24 protein-coding genes and 1 pseudogene are annotated in these 20498 nt (G+C 36.3%); 16 read left to right on the top strand and 9 right to left on the bottom strand.

From position 1 onward, the window contains the following. Nucleotides 1-84 precede the first annotated feature (84 nt). Entirely contained in the window at nt 85-663 is a 579-nt protein-coding gene (locus SJY24_RS24420) for a CYTH domain-containing protein (protein ID WP_377866486.1), read from the bottom strand. A 144-nt stretch (nt 664-807) separates the two neighbouring features. On the opposite strand from SJY24_RS24420, the gene SJY24_RS24415 reads away from it, so the two are divergent. From SJY24_RS24415 to SJY24_RS24400, 4 genes are read left to right on the top strand one after another with little or no spacing between them, the layout of a single operon-like run. Beyond that, on the top strand, nt 808-1179 hold the full coding sequence (locus SJY24_RS24415; protein WP_002149812.1) for a UPF0738 family protein: 372 nt from the start codon (nt 808-810) through the stop codon (nt 1177-1179). A 30-nt stretch (nt 1180-1209) separates the two neighbouring features. Continuing rightward, nucleotides 1210-1848, top strand: a complete 639-nt coding sequence (gene yjbM, locus SJY24_RS24410) for a GTP diphosphokinase (protein ID WP_002201371.1) — start codon at nt 1210-1212, stop codon at nt 1846-1848. A gap of 18 nt (nt 1849-1866) precedes the next feature. Beyond that, complete coding sequence (locus tag SJY24_RS24405; protein WP_377866485.1) at nt 1867-2664, top strand: NAD kinase; 798 nt, start codon at nt 1867-1869, stop codon at nt 2662-2664. Between the two features lie 15 nt (nt 2665-2679). Beyond that, a complete protein-coding gene (locus SJY24_RS24400) occupies nt 2680-3573 on the top strand; it encodes an RluA family pseudouridine synthase (protein ID WP_377866484.1) in 894 nt (297 codons plus the stop codon). 44 nt (nt 3574-3617) lie between these two features. On the opposite strand, the gene SJY24_RS24395 is transcribed toward SJY24_RS24400, so the two are convergent. From SJY24_RS24395 to SJY24_RS24365, 7 genes are all read right to left on the bottom strand, one after another. Continuing rightward, nucleotides 3618-5006, bottom strand: coding sequence for a peptidase G2 autoproteolytic cleavage domain-containing protein (locus SJY24_RS24395; RefSeq protein ID WP_377866483.1), 1389 nt, complete (start codon nt 5004-5006; stop codon nt 3618-3620). 154 nt (nt 5007-5160) lie between these two features. Then, nucleotides 5161-5901 (bottom strand): bis(5'-nucleosyl)-tetraphosphatase PrpE, encoded by a 741-nt coding sequence (gene prpE, locus SJY24_RS24390; RefSeq protein WP_377866482.1) that lies wholly within the window; start codon nt 5899-5901, stop codon nt 5161-5163. A 77-nt stretch (nt 5902-5978) separates the two neighbouring features. Further along, nucleotides 5979-7136 (bottom strand): FtsW/RodA/SpoVE family cell cycle protein, encoded by a 1158-nt coding sequence (locus SJY24_RS24385; RefSeq protein WP_098499967.1) that lies wholly within the window; start codon nt 7134-7136, stop codon nt 5979-5981. A gap of 146 nt (nt 7137-7282) precedes the next feature. Beyond that, a complete protein-coding gene (locus SJY24_RS24380) occupies nt 7283-8218 on the bottom strand; it encodes a glycosyltransferase family 2 protein (protein ID WP_377866481.1) in 936 nt (311 codons plus the stop codon). Nucleotides 8219-8224: 6 nt separating this feature from the next. Then, nucleotides 8225-8983: a class I SAM-dependent methyltransferase gene (locus tag SJY24_RS24375; protein ID WP_377866480.1), complete on the bottom strand. Its 759-nt coding sequence runs from the start codon at nt 8981-8983 to the stop codon at nt 8225-8227. A 199-nt stretch (nt 8984-9182) separates the two neighbouring features. Beyond that, complete coding sequence (locus SJY24_RS24370; protein ID WP_377866479.1) at nt 9183-10028, bottom strand: TylF/MycF family methyltransferase; 846 nt, start codon at nt 10026-10028, stop codon at nt 9183-9185. A 120-nt stretch (nt 10029-10148) separates the two neighbouring features. Then, nucleotides 10149-10946, bottom strand: coding sequence for a BclA C-terminal domain-containing protein (locus SJY24_RS24365; RefSeq protein ID WP_377866478.1), 798 nt, complete (start codon nt 10944-10946; stop codon nt 10149-10151). 165 nt (nt 10947-11111) lie between these two features. Here SJY24_RS24365 and SJY24_RS24360 point away from each other — a divergent pair, with 165 nt between their 5' ends. The 10 genes from SJY24_RS24360 (at nt 11112) to SJY24_RS24315 (ending at nt 19182) form a co-directional block, all read left to right on the top strand. Beyond that, nucleotides 11112-12209 (top strand): glycosyltransferase, encoded by a 1098-nt coding sequence (locus tag SJY24_RS24360; protein WP_377867305.1) that lies wholly within the window; start codon nt 11112-11114, stop codon nt 12207-12209. Between the two features lie 166 nt (nt 12210-12375). Then, complete coding sequence (locus tag SJY24_RS24355; protein WP_098499962.1) at nt 12376-13065, top strand: class I SAM-dependent methyltransferase; 690 nt, start codon at nt 12376-12378, stop codon at nt 13063-13065. Beyond that, complete coding sequence (locus SJY24_RS24350; protein ID WP_377866477.1) at nt 13062-13748, top strand: glycosyltransferase family protein; 687 nt, start codon at nt 13062-13064, stop codon at nt 13746-13748. Before SJY24_RS24355 ends, SJY24_RS24350 begins: the two co-directional genes overlap by 4 nt. Nucleotides 13749-13761: 13 nt before the next feature. Further along, a complete protein-coding gene (locus SJY24_RS24345; RefSeq protein ID WP_377866476.1) occupies nt 13762-14442 on the top strand; it encodes a glycosyltransferase family protein in 681 nt (226 codons plus the stop codon). Nucleotides 14443-14456: 14 nt separating this feature from the next. Continuing rightward, complete coding sequence (locus tag SJY24_RS24340) at nt 14457-15194, top strand: sugar phosphate nucleotidyltransferase (protein WP_377866475.1); 738 nt, start codon at nt 14457-14459, stop codon at nt 15192-15194. A gap of 8 nt (nt 15195-15202) precedes the next feature. Next, complete coding sequence (gene rfbC / locus SJY24_RS24335; protein ID WP_377866473.1) at nt 15203-15748, top strand: dTDP-4-dehydrorhamnose 3,5-epimerase; 546 nt, start codon at nt 15203-15205, stop codon at nt 15746-15748. A 15-nt stretch (nt 15749-15763) separates the two neighbouring features. Next, nucleotides 15764-16735, top strand: coding sequence for a dTDP-glucose 4,6-dehydratase (rfbB, locus tag SJY24_RS24330; protein WP_377866471.1), 972 nt, complete (start codon nt 15764-15766; stop codon nt 16733-16735). A gap of 17 nt (nt 16736-16752) precedes the next feature. Beyond that, a complete protein-coding gene (gene rfbD / locus SJY24_RS24325; RefSeq protein ID WP_377866470.1) occupies nt 16753-17607 on the top strand; it encodes a dTDP-4-dehydrorhamnose reductase in 855 nt (284 codons plus the stop codon). Between the two features lie 108 nt (nt 17608-17715). Then, the gene (gene fabI, locus SJY24_RS24320; protein ID WP_000421885.1) at nt 17716-18486 is read left to right on the top strand and encodes an enoyl-ACP reductase FabI; all 771 of its coding nucleotides are present in this window, start codon (nt 17716-17718) and stop codon (nt 18484-18486) included. A 147-nt stretch (nt 18487-18633) separates the two neighbouring features. Next, nucleotides 18634-19182 (top strand): spore coat CotO family protein, encoded by a 549-nt coding sequence (locus SJY24_RS24315; RefSeq protein ID WP_377867303.1) that lies wholly within the window; start codon nt 18634-18636, stop codon nt 19180-19182. A 60-nt stretch (nt 19183-19242) separates the two neighbouring features. On the opposite strand, the gene exsY is transcribed toward SJY24_RS24315, so the two are convergent. Further along, on the bottom strand, nt 19243-19701 hold the full coding sequence (gene exsY, locus SJY24_RS24310) for an exosporium assembly protein ExsY (protein WP_377866468.1): 459 nt from the start codon (nt 19699-19701) through the stop codon (nt 19243-19245). Between the two features lie 125 nt (nt 19702-19826). Here exsY and SJY24_RS24305 point away from each other — a divergent pair, with 125 nt between their 5' ends. Both SJY24_RS24305 and SJY24_RS24300 read left to right on the top strand, forming a co-directional pair. Beyond that, nucleotides 19827-20186 carry a DUF1360 domain-containing protein gene (locus SJY24_RS24305; RefSeq protein WP_000899662.1) on the top strand — a complete coding sequence of 120 codons (360 nt, stop codon included), beginning with the start codon at nt 19827-19829 and terminating at the stop codon, nt 20184-20186. Between the two features lie 101 nt (nt 20187-20287). Beyond that, a pseudogene (locus tag SJY24_RS24300) lies at nt 20288-20472 on the top strand (cytochrome C oxidase subunit III). Nucleotides 20473-20498: the final 26 nt, after the last annotated feature.

Below are 20498 nucleotides of genomic sequence, written 5' to 3'. Positions count from 1 at the left end.
TATGTTGCTAATAAATCTTCACTTTCCAAAAAAGGTGAAACATAGCCACCAGTAAATCACTTCTGCACTGATGGAAATTTTACTTTAGCGCTCTTCGTTTTGTTTGGCAAGGAAAAAGCGTTTTACTTTGTTGTTTGTATGACGAATTGGTACGTTATGTTGCTTTAATAACCTTATAAATGCTGCTTTACCGGTCTTTTCATCTTGCACTTCGTATTCAATTTCATAATCATCGTGATTGTAATAGAAACTATGATCAAAGACAAGAGTTCCGCCTTCAAATAATGTTTCAGCTCTTTCTGTTGTTAAACTACCCATATAAGTTAAAGCGGAAACGGGAATTTGTAATTTGTGTAGCTGATCCATTACAGTTCCTTGAATGAGTGTGTTTGTTTCCATCATAAGTTTTGCTTCTTTTTCTGTTACAGACTGATGAGTTTCTAATAAACCAATTTCAGCAGGTTGTTTTAATGTTAATGTATAAGTTCCATCTTTATGACGAATACGAAGTGCAGAGCCTGCATCTTTTAAAGAGAAGTGAGGCGTTTCAAAGTAGTGATTCACTTGTTTTGTAAATGCTTCAATAGAAAAAGATTTGCATAATGTTTGGAATTCTTTCTCTGTAACCATATTTTTAAATTCAATTTCAATTTCTTGTGTCATTATATACGCTCCTTTTGAAAAATAATTCTTTCCACATTATCGCTTTTTCGCAAATTTGGTTCAATGTTTTATTTGTTTGCGTCCATGTTATGATACAATAATACTGTTAAGTAAGACAGGAAGTTGAGATGGAGGAGTTTGAGCATGCAAAATAAAATTCAAGTTAAGAGCGTAGAAATGAGAGAGAATGCGCTTATTTTTTGTGCGGAAAATACTGAAATAGAGGTAAAGGAGTTAAGTGCGCGTAATCACGTACTTGTAGACTCAGACAATTTATCATTTTTATATATCTTAGAAAATGAATCATCTTTCATTTATGTAAGTATTCCGCATACATGCTGGGAAGCAATGCATGAAGCGATGAATAAAGATACAGCGATGTTTATTCGCGTGAATGATGTTGAAATAGAATTAGAAGGATTAAAAGAAGAAGTAGAATATTTAGTTGAAAATATTGAAGGTAATGCAAATTACGGAGAAGAACTAGTAACTGCTGTAGAAAAAGTGTTTCTATAAGCAAATGGATTGATTTTGGTGGTGGTTGAAATGAATCGTAATTGGGAAGAATTTTTAGCGCCTTATCACCAAGCGGTGGCGGAGCTGAAAGTGAAACTAAAAGGAATGCGTACTCAATTTGCAATGTTAACGGAGCATTCTCCAATTGAGTTTGTAACAGGAAGGGTAAAGTCGGTTGCAAGTATTATTGATAAAGCGGAGAAGAGAAATGTACCGCTAGACCGAATTAGAGAAGATATGCAGGACATTGCGGGCCTTCGAATGATGTGTCAATTTGTTGATGAGATTAAGCCTGTTGTAGAATATCTTCGAAAACGAAATGATTTTGAAATTGTGGAAGAACGTGATTATGTAACGCAAAAGAAAGATAGCGGCTATCGCTCTTACCACGTTGTCATTAGTTATCCTGTTCAAACGATACAGGGAGAAAAAAAAGTGTTAGTGGAAATTCAAATTCGCACGTTAGCAATGAATTTTTGGGCAACGATTGAGCATTCTTTAAATTACAAATATAGTGGACGTTTTCCTGAAGATATTAAAATACGCTTACAACGTGCAGCGGAAGCGGCGTTTTTATTAGATGAAGAAATGTCTTCCATTCGTCTTGAAATTCAAGAAGCGCAAAAGGTCTTTTCACGAAAGCAGGAAACGAAAGATTCTGAATCATAAACTAAAGGGTGTTGGGCGATGAAATTTACAATTATGTCAAAGGGAGATCAATCATCAGATACACTAGCAAGTACGATGAAAGAATACTTGTTAGATTTTGGGTTTACAATGGATGAAAAGGAACCTGATATTGTAATTTCTGTTGGGGGAGATGGAACGCTTTTATATGCATTCCATCGTTACTATAATCGATTAGATGAAACCGCATTTGTTGGTGTACATACAGGGCATTTAGGTTTCTATGCAGATTGGTTACCGACGGAAGTAGAGAAGTTGGTGATTGCAATCGCTAAAACACCGTTCCAAGTGGTTGAATACCCACTTTTAGAAGTGATTATTCGCTATGTGAATGGTAGTAAAGAGTCGCAGTATTTGGCGATGAATGAAGCGACTGTAAAAAGTGCAGAAGGTACATTAGTAACAGAAGTGGAAATACGCGGAGAGTATTTCGAAACGTTTCGCGGAGATGGTCTTTGTATTTCTACTCCTTCAGGAAGTACCGCGTATAATAAGGCGCTTGGCGGAGCGATTATTCACCCTTCTATTGAAGCGATTCAAATTGCAGAAATGGCATCTATCAACAATCGTGTATTTCGTACGGTAGGTTCGCCGCTCGTGCTACCGAAACATCATACATGCGTTTTAAAGCCGGCTGTAGGAATGAACTTGCAAATTACGGTGGATCATTTGACGATGGTTCATCAAGATGTGAAATCAATTCAGTATCGCGTTGCAAACGAGAAAGTACGATTTGTTCGTTTCCGTCCGTTCCCGTTCTGGAAACGTGTCCGTGATTCGTTTGTTGCAGATAAATAGAGAGGGTTTATATATTTGAACAGATTTACATTGAAATGGGATATACAGCTTGCAGATGAGGGGACTTTAGTTAGAGAGTTTTTGAAAACGAAAGGAATTTCGAAAGCTGCTTTAACCGATATAAAGTTTCACGGCGGAGCTATTGAAGTAAACGGTCAACATACGAGTGTACGCTACAAGTTACAAGCCGGTGAAGAGTTACAGGTCTTCTTTCCGTTCGAGGAAAGAAGTGAAGGGATGGAAGCAGAAGACATTCCTTTGAATATTGTATATGAAGATGATGCGGTACTTGTTGTAAATAAAGAAGCATATATGTCAACAATTCCGTCTAGGGAGCATCCATCAGGAAGTGTTGCAAATGCTCTGTTATATCATTATGATAAACAGAACCTTGCAAGTACAGTGCACATTGTAACGAGACTCGATCGTGATACTTCAGGACTGATGTTAATTGCAAAAAATAGATTCGTTCACCACCTTTTATCAAAGCAGCATCAACAAAAAGGAGTGAAACGAACGTATGAAGCGCTCGTTCATGGGATAATCCTAGAAGAGATAGGGACGATTGACGCACCGATCGGACGAAAAGCGGATAGTATTATTGAGCGAACTGTCTGTGAAGATGGTCAAAGAGCTGTTACTCATTTTAGAGTGATGGAAAGTTCTTCTAAAAAGACGCATGTAGCACTGGAGCTTGAAACAGGAAGAACGCATCAAATTCGTGTACATATGGCGCATATAGGACATCCGCTACTCGGGGATGATTTATACGGCGGTCGAAGAGATGTGATGAAACGCCAAGCGCTTCATAGTACGTCTTTGGCATTTTATCACCCTATTTTAGAAAAGGAAATGACTTTTACCGTATGTATCCCAGATGACATGCAATCCGCTTTACATAACAATTAAAAGGGAACAAAATTCTTACTGAATGAAGAATTTTGTTCCCTTTTTTAGCGGAATAATATTAAAATTTGATTTTCACCAGTACGTTTAATAACGAAAAAGCCACTTTCAGCTTTTGTAGCAATACCGTCATCATTTGGAAGACAGTATCCGTGTGTTTCACAAGTACCGTCATCACGTACTAACATTTGTCCAATTAATCCGACAGGAAGCCACTCAGTACGGTCTCTTCTTGATATATATTTACAAGCTGGATCCCATTCTGTATTTAAAAGAGGTTGTGTGTCTTGTGTGTCCGTACGCGCATATTGACGTTTTCCAAAGCTATCTGTTTTATAGCGTTTTTGCCAACTTAAAGCACCGCTATTTCCTATGAGAGCAGGAGTAGCACTAGATATTCCTAATATGAATAAATCATTTGAAGTAGCTTTTCGAATTTTTTCTTCGCTACTAAATGTAACGAAATGACCGACATCAATAGAACTATGATCTGCTGTCTCAAACATTTGTGCAAAATCCGTTCCACTTGCATTGTAAGAAGCACCATCGATATACATTTCTCCGTTGTGAGCAAGCCATTTTGCACCGATATTATGGTCGGTGTCATTTGTACCATTTGCAATAAACCAAGAATAAGATTCTTCTGCCGTGCCGAAGCGCCCCATAATATGGCTGCCTGCAAAATGAGCTGTTGATGTATGCATACCTTCCGCATGAGAAGAGAATCCGTTAGCGATAGTTGCGGTTCCTTCTGCATGTGCTGCTTCGCCTAAAGCAATTGTATGTTTTCCTTCCGCATGAGAATAAGAGCCGCCTGCTGTCGTTTCACTTCCTTCACTATGCGAACTATGTCCAGTTGCTTTTGTTTTTGATCCTTCTGCATGAGAGAAAGAGCCTTTTGCGTGTGTAAGAAGCCCTTCTGCATGTGAAGCTGTACCTTCTGCATTAGAGTGAAGCCCTTCTGCATGTGCATACCGGTTCCCTTTTTTAACTTTTGTATTTTCGGGTGTAGGGGTCTGAATTATAATAGTTTTTTCCGTTTGTATATCATTTGATGGGGCTAATGCTTCTTTTATTTTTTTTACTTGATTTATAATAGTAGCTGGAATTTCTGGTTCCGCTTTTTTATTTATTGCTACAGGTATGTTTTCTTCCGTATTTTGCTCTGTTTGCTCAGATTGTACTACCTGTTCATTATGATTAGAGAGAGGTTTATGTTTTTGCTGCATCTTTGTTTTTCTATTATCGATTATGCGGCTCATTACAGCATTTTCTAAAGAGACATATTTTGTTCTTGCTTTACTTTTTTCTGATGATTCTTGTTCGTCCAGTTCTTCTAAAGCTGCAGCTCGAATGCTACACCAATTGTTAATTCCGTACATGGGCAGATAGAAAGGCGGGAATTTTCTTTTTTGTTTAGAAGATTTTTTCTTCATTCTGTCACCTCCTGCGACAGTATATGCCGTGTACTTAAAAAAAGATGCACTTTATTGCATCTTTTTTTAAGTACATTACCTAGTTTTTATATGAGATGTGCCTAAATAATACGGTAATCCCTCGCAATTCATGAATTGCACTAAGTAAGGGGAGTTATGAAATTGGGCGGAATTTCTCAGCGACAAAAGGCAGGGAGGAAGGGACGGAAACGGTCTCCATTTCAGGAAAACGTATTCCGGTTAGCTTTCCGCCAAATACAGCACCAGTATCGATATTGACTGTGTGATTTACAAAGCGAGGTTCTTTTACTGGAGTATGTCCATATATAATCCAAGTTTCCCCGTTATATTCTTGCGCCCAGTCGCGACGGACAGGTGAGCCGTCAGCATGCTTTTCTCCTGTAATATCGCCATATAATACAAAGGTTTGTACTTTTTTATCTTGTCTTCCTATGTAATCTTGCCGAATCCCAGCGTGACATACGATTACTCTTTTTTCATCTAGTATGTGATATAAAGGGGATTGCTCATAAAGGGTGATGAACTTTTCTTTTATAATGTTTTGCTTATGAGAAGATAGTGCTTCATATTCAGCGGCAGTTGTTTCGAGTCCGTGAGCGATTGTTACATTACGCCCAAGGAAAAATCGGTATAGTTTATTGCAGTGATTTCCAGGAGCGTAATAAGCTTCTTTTTTATTTATGACAAGTTCCCATACAATTTCAATCATACGTAATGAGTGAGGACCGCGATCTGTAATATCACCAACGAACGCAAGCTGACGTTGGTCAGGGTGAATCGGTAGGCCACTATTCCAGTTGTATCCTAGTTTCGTCGTTAAATTTTGAAACTCTTGGAAGCACCCATGAATATCCCCTATAATGTCATATTTCATATTTAAACCTCCATCATATTTTTCATTAGTATATCTAAAAAAGGATAGAGATAAAAATGTACCGCTTTTTGTGTCGCTTATTTAAACATAAAGATTTTTGTTCTTGAGCGAACATTTAAAATAAATCCAATCGCAATCATGTATGTAAGCAGCGAACTTCCTCCATAGCTCATAAGGGGTAATGTTATCCCTGTAATAGGAAGTAATCCGATTGTCATCCCAATATTTTGGAATACTTGAAAAGTAAACATTCCGATTGTACCAGCGCAAATATAACTACCGAAAGGATCATTACTTTCTAAAGCGATATGAATCATCCGGAAAATGAGTAAGAAAAAAAGTGAAATAATGACACTTGCACCTAAAAAACCAAATTGTTCAGCGACATTAGTGAAAATAAAATCTGTATGTGGTTCTGGAAAATATACTTGTCCATTTTCCCAACCCTTTCCTTGCATTTCCCCTGATCCAGCAGCTAAGAATGCTTGTCTTAGTTGATAGCCTTGCGCATCATATTTGTATGGTGCTAACCAGCCGTAGAAGCGATTTAATTGATATTCTTTTAAAATGTGTGTTTTAAAGAACTCTGTATGAGAAAAAAATATATATATTAATGTAGAACCCGCTGTGACAATGCCGGAGGCTAATCCGAAAATAAAACGCCATCGTATACCGGAAACTAGTATCATTGCTGCGAGCATAGCTGAAATTACCATCGTATTCCCTAAATCCGGTTCCTTTGCAATAAGGAGTAGTGGTGGCAAACTTGCTGCGAATATCTTTCCGAGTAATAAAAAATCGCCCTGTATTGTTCTGGAAAAATATTTCTCATTGTGATTTGCTATAATTCGTCCAATGACGATAATTAAAAATAATTTCATAATTTCAGAAGGCTGGAAATTTCCGATGCCTGGAAGCCTGTACCAAGCGGTAGCGCCTTTAATTGTAAGGGCACCTGGTACTTGAAGTTCTAGCCCAATAAGTAATACCATTGCAAAGCTATATAAATACCAAGCAATTTTTTGATAACGATCGAAATCGATAATCATAATAACGCCAATAGCAATAAATCCAATGAAATACCATTGAATTTGCTTTAGTACAAAATTTACGTTTTGCAAAAATGGTGGTAAAGAGGCTTGCGCACTTGCAATAGCAAAGCAACTAACAGTCCCAATGGCAAATAAGATGAATAGCAATACGTAGTCTATTTGATATTGAGAATTTGGTTTCAATGTATGTAGTCCTTTCTATCACCTAGTAAGTATATGGATGACGTCATGATAAAAATAATATGCAAGCAGACTGTTCATACATTTATTCCACTATTTGTGGGAAGTCATACATCGCGAGGAAGGAATAGCTCCTCCCTTGTGATGTGCTATTTTGCGCTTAGTTCTTTTGTAATTATATTTAAACAATAGGAAAGACGTGCATGTGTGTTTATATCTGGAATGAGGTTTGGAAATAGATTGTAAAATTTGACCGCATTTTTATACCATCCGTAAGCTCTTATCAAACCCTTTTTATAATATTGGGCGTCTTGTAAGAAACCATACTTTTTCGAGGTTACAACGAGCTGTGAAAAATCTTCACAGCCTTCAAGGAATTTATGATGTACTTGCTGTCCAGTATGAAGGCGGAATGAACTTAAAGGCTCAGTGATATACATCGCATCACCTTTTGAAAGTAAACTTATCCAAGAGGCCATATCAACACTACAACCATATTTTCTACCATTTAAAGTGCCGAAAGGTTCTGTTAATAGGTGTTTTCGAAAGAGTACAATTGTAGGTTCACCGATAATATTTTGTCCCTTTATAAGCATACGGTTTCCAAAATCTGTCCCATTTAGTAGAGTATCTTCATCGCATAATTTTTTCATAGAGGAATGTTGTTCAATTATATCTCCATTATCGTTAATCCAAGTGCGATAGGATGTGATAAGTGCGAGGTTCCGATCTAAGTCTTGTTGGAAATAGAACATCATTTTTTCGATTTTATTACTATAAAATATATCATCGTCCATTAAGAAATTGATGTACTCTCCATTGGACTGTTCTAAGAGCATAAGGGAGTTATTAAATTGTCCTAGAGTAGAAGCATTTCGAATGTACGTTATATGTTTATGTTTATGTAAATAATGCCTGTATATTAATTTTTCTGTTTCATTATTTGTGCTATCGTCTCCTACAATAATTTCAATATTTGAATACGTCTGTGCTAATGCACTTTCTAGAGCAATTTTAAAATAATGTGGTCGATTATAGGTGGGAATAAGGATGGAAACGAGAGGCGGATTTTTTATATTATTCATATACAACTACCTTTCAGAAAATTTTTGTGTAAGAATAATATCTTGATAGCTTGTGTACTCAGTTCTGTTACACCATGAACCATAATGGGGGGGATTCATTATTTCTAGCCCATACTTATTTAATAGAACGCGAATATCGTCCTCAGGATAGGCAACTGCGAAATTAGGAATATCTTTATTCAGAACATAACAATTGTCAATTTGATGATAAAAATTTAATGCACTTAGTCCTGTATTTAAGTAATAGGATGATTCAGGATTAATTAAAAAGAAAGTAATAAAACATCTCCCGTCTTTTTTCAGAACTCGTGTAATCTCAGATACATAGTGTTCTAATTCTTTCGGAAGGAGGTGTGTGAATACGGACGTTAAAAAAATAAAATCGAATGACTCGTCTTCATATGGAAACTTGTATTGGGAAGCATCTTCTTTTCCTTCTGGATTGTAGAACTGATTATATATGTCGACATGTTCAAAATGGAAGTTGTTACGGATTGTTGAAATGTTATTTTTGCACCATGTAATACCCTCGTTAAATAAGTCAAATCCATAATAAGCTCCATCATCACTTAAATAATTCATTAATGGAACCGCCATTCGGCCGATACCGCAACCTATATCTAACACTGTTTCATTTGATTTCAAATCACCAATTTGAATAAAATACTGTATGAATTCGTTTCCAACCTCTTCGAAGTCACCACCTACATATTGAACGAGTTTTGGAGGTGGGAGTAATGTGACTTTCTTTTCATTTTCGTTCATAAATTTACTCCTTCCTTATAGTAAAGTAGAGCATTGCCGTTTTTACTATATAGTTAAAACTTTATAGTAGGAGAAAAATGATATTTAAACTATTACGATATGTAAAGAATGTTTCTAAAACAACTGATAATGGCGAGGAGCCCCTTGCTTTTTTATTATGCTATTAGTAGAGGAGCCCCAATACATTTTTCACTTTATGCTATTCTTTTCGCCAATAAATACCGAAATCATCAATTTTAGTAATAGGAGCTTTTAAGTTTCTTTGATTTCTGAAATCTGTTACAGCTTCTGCGCATGTTATTAATCCGTAATCATCAATAATGATATATCCACCTGTTGAAACTTTATCGTATAAGTTTACAAGACTATCCATCGTTGATTCATACATATCACCATCAAGGCGGGCGATTGCAATTTTTTCTACTGGTGCTGAAGGTAATGTATCTTTAAACCAACCCTTTAAAAATTTCACCTGATCATTTAATAAATCGTATTTTCTAAAGTTTTCTTGCACTTTTTCTAAAGAAACGCGTAAGTAATCGAATGTGTGTAAATAATCACCGTAATCTTTCGGATACTGTTCTAAATCGGGTTCTGGCAGACCTTCAAACGAATCAGCAACCCACACAGTACGATTTTTGATGTTGTTTGCTTGTAAAAAACCATTCATAAAGATGCATGATCCCCCGCGCCATACACCAGTTTCAATAAAGTCACCTTCTATATTTTCACGGACAACAGTTTCCATAGCCTCATGTAATTGATTCATACGTTTTCGCCCGATCATACTGTGTGCTGCTCTTGGCCAATCATTGCCACCTTGACGTTCACTTTTTGAAATGTTAGGGTCAACGATTTTTAAATTATGATTTTCTGCGTACTGTTTAAGAAATAAAGGGAGTGGAACTGTAACTGGTTCATATGTTAATTCTTTAGATATATGTAACGTAGCAGGTAAATATGGTTCATATTCTAACCATATTTCAAACAAAATTGTTTTCTTTAATAACTCAAGATAAAGCTGAATAGCGGATTTGTTTTCCATATTGGTGCCTCCCGCAAAATGTCATACAACAATATGATTATGTGAGTAGTGAATGTTTCATGATTGAATTCATAATTGAAAAGCAGTAAAACTGATATCAGTTTTACTGCTAAGTAAAAATTAAGCAATTTTTTCAATAATAATGGATGCACTTGTACCAAGAGCTAACGATAATCCAAGCCCTGTAACAATCGCTTCAACCATTGATGGAGTTACTGTAATTTGTGTAATTGCTTGGATAACGATAGGTGCTCCAAGTGAGATTAAACTTGTTCCAGTGCCAGGGATATCAACACCATTCACTTGAATTGCAAGACCACCTAATACACTTACTAATGCAGTATATGCGATAACAGTAATCTTATAGAATCCAGTTTCACTTATGAGGAAAGTATCAGCATCTAATTGAGAAATTGCTGTACCAAACTGAGATCCAACAGTATTAAATGGGACGGGGTCATTAACTCCAAGAGATATGCTAATTGCAGCGGAGTTAAATGCATACAATCCTGCTGGAAGTCCTAATCCAGATGGTCCAGTAGGTCCAGTCGCACCAGTGTCTCCCGTAGGCCCAGTAGGTCCAGTCGCACCAGTGTCTCCCGTAGGTCCAGTAGGTCCAGTAGGTCCAGTAGGTCCAGTAGGCCCAGTAGGTCCAGTAGGTCCAGTAGGCCCAGTAGGTCCAGTAGGTCCAGTAGGCCCAGTAGGACTAGTAGGTCCAGTAGGTCCAGTAGGCCCAGTAGGTCCAGTAGGCCCAGTAGGACTAGTAGGCCCAGTAGGTCCAGTAGGTCCAGTAGGTCCCGTTGGAAGTGTAAATGGTGGTATTGGTGGTAAGGTCGGTCCTACCAGATTAGGATCAAATGCACTAGCGGATAATGATTCATCGGGATTTAAGCCATCTGAATAATTATTATTTGACATAAATTCACCTCCATAAAGCTTTCATTATATAGTAGATGCAAACTCGTAAGAAAATGACACGGACATTTGAATTATTGAAAAGAATTCTAAAATGACTTGAACAATATAAAAAAGTGGAAAGTTTTGTATTTGTATAACATATGATTGAGTTGGAAGAAGGTGATTATATTGAACAAGCAAGGCATTACAATTAGTTTATGTATGATAGTTCGAGATGAGGAAAAGACAATAGCCCGATGTTTGGAAGCGGTAGAAGAAATCGTTGATGAAATCGTAATAGTTGATACAGGTTCCGTTGATCGAACGAAAGAAATTGTAGAGCAATATACTTCTAACATATATGATTTTCAGTGGATTGATGATTTTGCGGCGGCGAGAAATTTTTCTTTTTCAAAAGCGACGCAAGAATATATATTGTGGCTAGATGCAGATGACGTATTATTAGAGAATGCTCAAGAAGCATTGAAACTTTTAAAAAGAGAATTAGATGCTAAAGTAGATGCTGTTTCGATGCCGTATCATCTTGTAATGGATTCTAACGGGAACCCCCTTTATTGCACAAAAAGATATCGACTTGTAAAGCGTGAAAAACAGTTTCAATGGTTTGGTAAGGTACATGAGTATTTAGCTGTTTCCGGTGAAATCTATAATAGTAATGTTGCTATTACACATAAAAAGGAAAAAGAAGTGACGAATCGTAATTTGAAGATTTTTCAAAATACTGTAATGGCGGGAGAAGAATTGAGTCCAAGAGATTTGTTTTATTACGCGAATGAGTCTATGGATAACGAAAAATTTAACGATGCGGTTCTTCTCTATGAAACATTTCTAAATCAAGACGAAGGATGGTATGAAGAGAAAATTTATGCATGCGGTAAGTTAGGGGATTGTTATGCAAAGATCGGAATGTGGGAGAAGGCAATTGAATCTTGTGTAAAGTCGTTTCGGTACGATATCCCTAGAGGAGAGAATTGTACAAGAATAGGGTATATATACATGGAACAACAAAAATATAATGAGGCGATCTTCTGGTTTAAACTGGCAACGGAAGTACCACTAGCAGCGGATAGTCCATTTCACAGCCCAGCTAGCTACACATGGCTTCCATATTTGCAAATGTGTATTTGCTATAGCAAGTTAGGAGAGCAAGACAAAGCTTATTATTACAATGAATTAGCAGCTTCTTACGTTCCGAATAATGCTGCAGTCGAATATAACCGTAAATATTTTCGAGGTGTTTTTGATAAACAATATAAAGTGTAATGTAGGCTGTTTTTAGGAAATACCTTGTTATTATTCTAATGATGATAGATTGGCTATATATTAGAGTATTAGTAATGAAATCAGTAGAGGTGACATCCTTTGTAAGATGTATTCTGTTCATATGAGATGTATATTTCAAATTCAATTTGCATAAGGGGTGTGTGAAATGAATCGCGAAAAAAGTTCTTTATATGAAGAAAAATCCGATTATTATTATAATGCAGCGAATCCGAATGTATTAAAGCATATAAAAAAGGAATGGAAAGAAGTTCTTGATATTGGTTGTTCTAGTGGTGCATTAGGAGCGGCTATAAAAGAAAATGGCACACGTGTATCAGGTATTGAGGCATTTCCAGAAGCAGCGGAAAAAGCAAAAGAAAAGCTGGATCATGTTGTTTTAGGTGATATAGAGACAATGGATATGCCGTATGAGGAGGAGCAATTTGATTGCGTCATATTTGGGGATGTATTAGAGCATTTATTTGATCCGTGGGCTGTAATAGAAAAAGTAAAACCATATATAAAACAAAACGGTGTAATTTTAGCTAGTATACCAAATGTTGCTCACATTTCAGTATTAGCTCCCTTACTTTCTGGAAATTGGACGTATACAGAATATGGCTTACTAGATAAAACGCACGTACGTTTCTTTACCTTTAATGAAATGCTAAGAATGTTTTTAAAAGCAGGATATTCTATTAGTAAAGTAGATCGTGTATATATTGACCATAAAATGTATGAGCCACTTATTGAAGAGTTATATGAAGTTTGTAAAAAATATCGTCTTGGAAGTGGCTTCATGGCTGAGACAGTTGTGTTTCAATATATTATTGAAGCAGAAAAATCACAAGTATGAGTACTGCCGAAAAAACAATATTATTTGTTACGTGTATAAATGATCGGAAATTGTATGCGCAATGTGTGCGACATATATTGCAATTGGGAGTACCCCCTGGGTATCTTGTACAATTTATGCCGATTCGAAATGCAAAAAGTATGACGAGCGGATACAATCAAGCCATTTCACATCCAGCGAAGTATAAAGTGTATTTACACCAGGATGTTTTTATTATAAATGGAGCTTTTCTATATGGATTAATTCAATTATTTGAGGAACATGAACACCTTGGGATGATTGGGATGGTAGGAGCGCAATATGTTCCTCCAACTGGTGTATGGAATGAAGGGCGTGGGATTGTTGGAAAAGTCATTGGTTATATGAACGACTTGTTTTATATGGCAGGTTTAGAGCAACCATTTCATGAATCAAAAACGTTTATCCCTGTTGAATGTATTGACGGTTTATTGATGGCGACACAATACGATATTCCATGGCGAGAAGACATATTTGACGGGTTTGATTTCTATGATGTATCTCAATCATTTGAATTTAAAAAAGCAGGATATACAATCGGTGTACCTGTACAACGTGATGCGTGGTGTATTCATTATCACTTCGATGTGAATATGACGAACTATGAAAAGCATAGGAAAGTATTTGTGGAGCACTATATGTCAGAGGTAAATAAGGAAGAATAAAGGGGCTACAAAAATGAAAGATCATACAATATTAGTCGTTGTTTGTATAAATAATGAAGAGCTTTTCAAGCAATGCGAGAGACAAATAAGAAATATTTTTGTTCCCCCTGGTTATGTTGTGCAAATTTTTCCGATACGAGATGCCAAAAGTATGGCAAGTGCGTACAACCGAGTACTTTCATATCCGGCGAAGTATAAAGTATATATACATCAAGATACTTATCTTATTAATCGGGAGATGTTTTATACACTCATTGCTCTTTTTAAAGATAATGAAAAGCTTGGTTTAATTGGAGTAGCTGGTGCTCAATTTTTACCGAGTAATGGGATATGGTGGGAAGGAAAAAATTTAGTAGGGAAAGTGATTGAGTACAGAAGACGGAATTATCAATTATTAAATTTAGACCAGGGGTATTATGGAAATAAGTCATTTATGTCAGTTCAGGCAATTGATGGTTTGCTAATGGCAACGCAGTTTGATATTCCATGGCGCGAAGATTTGTTTCAAGGATTCCACTTTTATGATGTGTCACAGTCTTTAGAGTTTCAAAAGGCTGGTTATTTAGTAGGTATCCCTAATCAAGCAAATCTATGGTGTATTCATTACAATGGAGATGAATTTGATGCGGATATATACGAGAAGTACCGGAAAGTGTTTGTAGAACATTATAAAGATATATTATCTCCATCGTAAGGGAGAGATGCAGGGTGAAAGGAATTATTTTAGCAGGTGGTACTGGATCGAGACTATATCCAATAACGAAAGTAACGAATAAACATTTGCTTCCTGTTGGGCGGTATCCAATGATTTATCATGCGGTATATAAGATGAAACAATGTGAGATTACAGATATCATGATTATTACAGGTAAAGAACATATGGGAGATGTTGTTAGTTTCTTAGGAAGTGGTCACGAATTTGGTGTGTCCTTTACGTATCGTGTGCAAGATAAAGCGGGCGGAATTGCACAAGCGTTAGGGCTTTGTGAGGATTTTATTGGGAACGATCGCATGGTAGTTATATTAGGAGATAATATTTTTTCAGATGATATTCGTCCGTATGTTGAAGAGTTTACAAAGCAAAAAGAAGGTGCAAAAGTACTGCTTCAATCTGTAGAAGATCCTGAACGATTTGGTGTAGCACATATTCAAAACAAAAAAATAATTGAAATTGAAGAAAAGCCGATGGAACCGAAAAGTTCCTATGCTGTTACGGGAATTTATTTGTATGATTCGAAAGTTTTTGCTTATATAAAAGAATTAAAACCCTCCGCAAGGGGAGAACTTGAAATTACAGATATAAATAATTGGTATTTAAAACGAGGGGTACTTACTTATAACGAAATGAGCGGCTGGTGGACGGATGCGGGAACTCATGCTTCTCTTCAAAGGGCGAATACGTTAGCCCGAGATATAAACTTTGGGAAACAGTTTAACGGAGAATAGGTGAGAATATGAAAGTTGTAGAAACAAACTTTACCGATGCAAAATTGTTAGAACCGAGGTTATTTGGAGATGAGCGTGGCTTTTTTACAGAGAGTTATAATAAGAAGGTGCTAGAAACATTAGGGATTACGTATTCATTTGTACAAGATAACATATCTTATTCAGCACAGGCAGGAACGATTCGAGGATTGCACTTTCAAAAAAATCCGAAAGCACAAACGAAACTCATTCAAGTTATACAAGGGGCAATTTACGACGTTATCGTTGATTTGCGAAAAGATTCACCAACATTTAAACAGTGGAGAGGATATATTTTAAGTGCGGATAATCATCGGCAATTATTGGTGCCAAAAGGATTTGCGCACGGGTTTTGTACGCTTGTTCCACATACTATTGTTATGTATAAAGTAGATGAGTATTATAGTGCACAGCATGACTCGGGATTACTTTGGGAGGATAAAGAATTAGCAATTCCATGGCCGGTAACAAACCCTATCTTATCTGATAAGGATCGAATATTACCACCACTTCAGGAATATGAAGATAGTTTTTAAGTAGGAGAGTTGTTTATGAATATATTAATAACAGGTGGAGCTGGATTTATTGGAAGTAATTTTGTTCATTACATGCTGCAAAGCTATGAAACATATAAAATCATTAATTTCGATGCATTAACATATAGCGGGAATTTGAATAATGTAAAGTCTATTCAAGAGCATCCTAATTACTCTTTTGTAAGAGGGAAAATTCAAAATGGAGAGCTGCTGGAGCATGTTATTAAAGAGCGTGATGTGCAAGTAATTGTTAATTTTGCAGCTGAATCACATGTGGACCGTAGTATTGAAAATCCGATTCCCTTTTATGATACGAATGTAATCGGGACAGTCACTTTATTAGAATTAGTGAAAAAGTATCCACATATTAAGTTCGTGCAAGTATCAACAGATGAAGTATACGGTTCTTTAGGGAAAACAGGAAAGTTTACTGAGGAAACCCCGTTAGCTCCAAATAGTCCGTATTCTTCAAGTAAGGCGAGCGCCGACATGATAGCTTTATCTTATTATAAAACATATCAATTACCAGTTATAGTAACGCGTTGTTCCAATAATTATGGACCGTACCAATATCCTGAAAAGTTAATTCCATTAATGGTTACGAATGCACTGGAAGGAAAAAAACTACCGTTATATGGTGATGGCTTAAATATAAGAGACTGGTTACATGTAACAGATCATTGTAGTGCGATTGATATTGTTTTGCATAAGGGACGTGTAGGAGAAGTATATAACATAGGTGGAAATAACGAAAAAACAAATGTAGAAGTTGTGGAACAAGTTATTACTCTCTTAGGAAAAACAAAAAAAGACATTGAATATGTTACGGACCGTTTAGGGCACGATCGCCGTTATGCGATTGATGCAGAGAAAATGAAGGACGAATTTGATTGGGAACCGAAATATACGTTCGAACAAGGACTACAAGAGACGGTGCATTGGTATGAAAAGAATAAGGAATGGTGGAAACCACTAAAAGAACAGTAACAGTAAGGGGCATGTAAATGAAAGAGCGAGTTATCATAACAGGAGCAAATGGTCAATTAGGAAAGCAACTGCAAGAAGAGTTAAATCCTGAAGAATATGACATATATCCATTTGATAAAAAGTTACTAGATGTAACAAATATATCCCGGGTTCAGCAAGTGGTACAAGAAATAAATCCACATATAATTATTCATTGTGCGGCGTATACGAAAGTTGATCATGCTGAGAAAGAACAGGACCTTGCTTATTTAATCAATGCAATAGGAGCTCGAAATATAGCGGTTGCTTCACAATTAGTAGGAGCAAAGTTAGTTTATATTAGTACCGATTATGTATTTCAGGGTGACAGATCAGATGGATACGATGAATTTTATAGTCCAGCGCCGATAAATATATACGGAGCTTCTAAGTATGCGGGGGAGCAGTTTGTCAAAGAGTTACATAATAAATATTTTATCGTTCGTACATCGTGGCTATATGGTAAGTATGGAAATAATTTTGTGAAAACGATGATGCGATTAGGTAAGGAAAGAGAAGAAATATCTGTTGTAGCGGATCAAATCGGTTCTCCTACGTATGTGGCAGATTTAAATATGATTATTAATAAGCTCATTCATACTTCTTTATACGGTACGTATCATGTATCAAATAGAGGCTCATGTTCTTGGTTTGAATTTGCTCAAAAAATATTTTTGTATGCAAATATGAAAGTGAATGTATTACCTGTTTCAACTGAAGAATTTGGATCGGCGGCTGCAAGACCAAAATATTCTATCTTTCAACATAGTATGCTCAGGTTAAATGGTTTTGCACAAATGCCTTCTTGGGAAGAAGGCTTAGAGCGTTTTTTTATAGAAACAAAAAGTCATTAACAAATTTATGTTAATGACTTTTTTGTTTGCCTTTAAGCGGTTTTATGTTACTATAATCATAGTATCAGGTACTAATAACAAGTATAAGTATTTCTGGGAGGATATATCATGGAACTATTACAAGGGAAAACATTTGTTGTTATGGGCGTTGCGAACCAAAGAAGTATTGCATGGGGAATTGCTCGCTCTTTGCATAATGCAGGTGCAAAATTAATCTTCACATATGCAGGAGAACGTTTAGAAAGAAACGTTCGTGAATTAGCGGACACATTAGAAGGACAAGAATCACTTGTATTACCTTGTGATGTAACGAATGATGAAGAACTGACAGCTTGCTTTGAAACGATTAAGCAAGAAGTTGGTACAATTCACGGTGTTGCACACTGTATTGCTTTTGCAAATCGTGACGATTTAAAAGGCGAATTTGTAGATACTTCTCGCGATGGATTTTTACTTGCACAAAATATTAGTGCATTCTCTTTAACAGCTGTAGCAAGAGAAGCGAAGAAAGTAATGACAGAAGGCGGAAATATTTTAACTTTAACATATCTTGGCGGCGAGCGCGTTGTGAAAAATTATAACGTTATGGGTGTTGCAAAAGCTTCATTAGAAGCGAGCGTGAAATATTTAGCGAACGATTTAGGGCAACACGGCATTCGTGTCAACGCTATTTCAGCAGGACCAATTCGTACGTTATCTGCAAAAGGTGTAGGCGATTTCAATTCAATCTTAAGAGAAATCGAGGAGCGTGCACCACTTCGTCGTACTACAACGCCGGAAGAGGTTGGAGATACAGCTGTATTCCTATTCAGTGATTTAGCACGTGGCGTAACAGGAGAAAACATTCACGTTGATTCAGGATATCATATTCTAGGATAAATATAATATTCATTATATTTTTTAAAGGACAGTCTCTAAATGTTGAGATTGTCCTTTTTATTTGTTCTTGGAAAGAACGATTTTTAACGAAAGTTCTTGCCATGTTATGAATATAACTATAATAGTACACGATTTATCCAGCTACGTATGGAAGTGGGAGGGACGAGTGTGAAGAATAAAAATAAAAGTTCAACAGTTGGAAAACCGTTGTTATATATTGCACAAGTAAGTTTAGAACTTGCTGCACCGAAAATAAAAAGAATTATCCTGACAAATTTCGGGAATGAAAATCCAAAAGAGCAAAGTAATAGAAATGAAAATATTGTGAGCAGTGCTGTGGAAGAGGTAATAGAACAACAAGAACAACAAGAACAACAAGAACAACAAGTAGATCAGCAAGTAGAAGAAGAGGAAAAAGAAGAACACGCAGAACAAGAAGAGCAAGAGCAGGTGAGAACGGTCCCGTACAATAAATCATTCAAAGATATGAATAATGATGAAAAAATTCATTTTTTATTAAACCGCCCTCATTATATTCCAAAAGTAAGGTGCAGAATAAAAACGGCTACAGTCTCATATGTCGGATCGATAATATCGTATCGTAATGGAATTGTAGTCATTATGCCGCCAAATAGTATGAGAGATATTAGATTATCTATAGAAGATATCAAATCAATTGATATGGCCGGTTTATAAATATGTAAAGGTGGTAGAAGTGTTCTACCACCCAAATAGTTTTTTAGTTTATTTAACTTATTAGATAGAAACGTCGCGTAAGCATTGAATAGCACAGAAACAGCTTAAATCAACAGTAATGCAAGTAGATGTTGATACTAGTCTTGCATTTGGTACAGCTAAAAACGTACAAATTGGATCATCCCCAGGTGGTACAGTAGAGCTATCACCTAATACTACAGTTAACACACGCAGCACCGCACAGCTATCATCATCTACGCTTTCTACACGGAAAATTGGAGATTGGCAGCTAGTAAGGCTTGCAGATGGTGCAAATGCTTCAAATGGCGTTCCAGCTTTTGTGTATAAAATAAAAGGGCGTGTATTTGCTACTGATGCAGTATTGTGTGCGCCTAAAAATGGAATTTCACAACCAGATCCACACGTAGTAGTAGAACAATCTTGTAGTTCATTGATGAATTTTACAACGTCAACTACACAATGAGAAGAGCTATGGTGTTTATTTTCGTTACAACTCATTAATGTCACTCCTTATCTTCTTGTTTGTATTTACATTAATAAGATATTGGAGTCGAGGAGATTTGGTCACAATCTCAAGACCTTTTTTTTTAAATAGGCGAAAGAAGATAAGGGAAGGTGGAATCATGCTGTTTACAAGCTGGCTTTTATTTTTTATTTTCGCGTTAGCAGCTTTTAGGCTCACTCGTTTAATTGTTTATGATAAAATTACAGCCTTTTTGCGAAGACCATTCATTGATGAATTAGAGATTACGGAGCCTGATGGAAGTGTATCAACGTTTACAAAAGTAAAAGGTAAAGGATTAAGAAAATGGATTGGTGAATTATTAAGCTGTTATTGGTGTACAGGTGTATGGGTTAGTGCTTTTTTATTAGTTTTATATAATTGGATCCCTATCGTCGCGGAGCCGTTACTCGCATTATTAGCTATTGCAGGTGCAGCAGCAATCATTGAAACCATTACAGGATATTTTATGGGAGAATAATATATTTTCATAATACGAGAAAATGCGGAGTTTAAAAGAATGAGGGAACGGAAATAAGAAGTTGTTCATATAGTAAATAGACAGAATTGACAGTAGAGGAGATGTTTGCTGTGAGCAATAATCCAAGGCAAAATTCATATGACCTGCAGCAGTGGTATAATATACAGCAACAACACCAAGCGCAACAACAGGCATATCAAGAACAATTGCAACAACAAGGATTTGTGAAGAAAAAAGGATGTAATTGTGGAAAAAAAAGAATATAATAAAACACTATGAAGAATGAAACACTCATGTTACTATGAGTGTTTT

This window comes from Bacillus sp. R86525 (assembly GCF_042466195.1).
GTDB lineage: Bacteria > Bacillota > Bacilli > Bacillales > Bacillaceae_G > Bacillus_A > Bacillus_A nitratireducens.
This window is presented reverse-complemented; position numbering and strand designations above follow the sequence as displayed.

What these genes read in the sequence shown, in the direction of transcription:
- rfbC (WP_377866473.1), top strand. Translation starts at nt 15,203, where the DNA reads ATGAAAGTTGTAGAAACAAACTTTACCGATGCAAAATTGTTAGAACCG.
- SJY24_RS24355 (WP_098499962.1), top strand. Translation starts at nt 12,376, where the DNA reads ATGAATCGCGAAAAAAGTTCTTTATATGAAGAAAAATCCGATTATTAT.
- SJY24_RS24305 (WP_000899662.1), top strand. Translation starts at nt 19,827, where the DNA reads ATGCTGTTTACAAGCTGGCTTTTATTTTTTATTTTCGCGTTAGCAGCT.
- SJY24_RS24375 (WP_377866480.1), bottom strand. Translation starts at nt 8,983, where the DNA reads ATGAACGAAAATGAAAAGAAAGTCACATTACTCCCACCTCCAAAACTC.
- yjbM (WP_002201371.1), top strand. Translation starts at nt 1,210, where the DNA reads ATGAATCGTAATTGGGAAGAATTTTTAGCGCCTTATCACCAAGCGGTG.
- exsY (WP_377866468.1), bottom strand. Translation starts at nt 19,701, where the DNA reads ATGAGTTGTAACGAAAATAAACACCATAGCTCTTCTCATTGTGTAGTT.
- SJY24_RS24345 (WP_377866476.1), top strand. Translation starts at nt 13,762, where the DNA reads ATGAAAGATCATACAATATTAGTCGTTGTTTGTATAAATAATGAAGAG.
- SJY24_RS24420 (WP_377866486.1), bottom strand. Translation starts at nt 663, where the DNA reads ATGACACAAGAAATTGAAATTGAATTTAAAAATATGGTTACAGAGAAA.
- SJY24_RS24315 (WP_377867303.1), top strand. Translation starts at nt 18,634, where the DNA reads ATGGAAGTGGGAGGGACGAGTGTGAAGAATAAAAATAAAAGTTCAACA.
- SJY24_RS24370 (WP_377866479.1), bottom strand. Translation starts at nt 10,028, where the DNA reads ATGGAAAACAAATCCGCTATTCAGCTTTATCTTGAGTTATTAAAGAAA.
- rfbD (WP_377866470.1), top strand. Translation starts at nt 16,753, where the DNA reads ATGAAAGAGCGAGTTATCATAACAGGAGCAAATGGTCAATTAGGAAAG.
- SJY24_RS24365 (WP_377866478.1), bottom strand. Translation starts at nt 10,946, where the DNA reads ATGTCAAATAATAATTATTCAGATGGCTTAAATCCCGATGAATCATTA.
- SJY24_RS24380 (WP_377866481.1), bottom strand. Translation starts at nt 8,218, where the DNA reads ATGAATAATATAAAAAATCCGCCTCTCGTTTCCATCCTTATTCCCACC.
- fabI (WP_000421885.1), top strand. Translation starts at nt 17,716, where the DNA reads ATGGAACTATTACAAGGGAAAACATTTGTTGTTATGGGCGTTGCGAAC.
- SJY24_RS24395 (WP_377866483.1), bottom strand. Translation starts at nt 5,006, where the DNA reads ATGAAGAAAAAATCTTCTAAACAAAAAAGAAAATTCCCGCCTTTCTAT.
- rfbB (WP_377866471.1), top strand. Translation starts at nt 15,764, where the DNA reads ATGAATATATTAATAACAGGTGGAGCTGGATTTATTGGAAGTAATTTT.
- SJY24_RS24405 (WP_377866485.1), top strand. Translation starts at nt 1,867, where the DNA reads ATGAAATTTACAATTATGTCAAAGGGAGATCAATCATCAGATACACTA.
- SJY24_RS24415 (WP_002149812.1), top strand. Translation starts at nt 808, where the DNA reads ATGCAAAATAAAATTCAAGTTAAGAGCGTAGAAATGAGAGAGAATGCG.
- SJY24_RS24350 (WP_377866477.1), top strand. Translation starts at nt 13,062, where the DNA reads ATGAGTACTGCCGAAAAAACAATATTATTTGTTACGTGTATAAATGAT.
- prpE (WP_377866482.1), bottom strand. Translation starts at nt 5,901, where the DNA reads ATGAAATATGACATTATAGGGGATATTCATGGGTGCTTCCAAGAGTTT.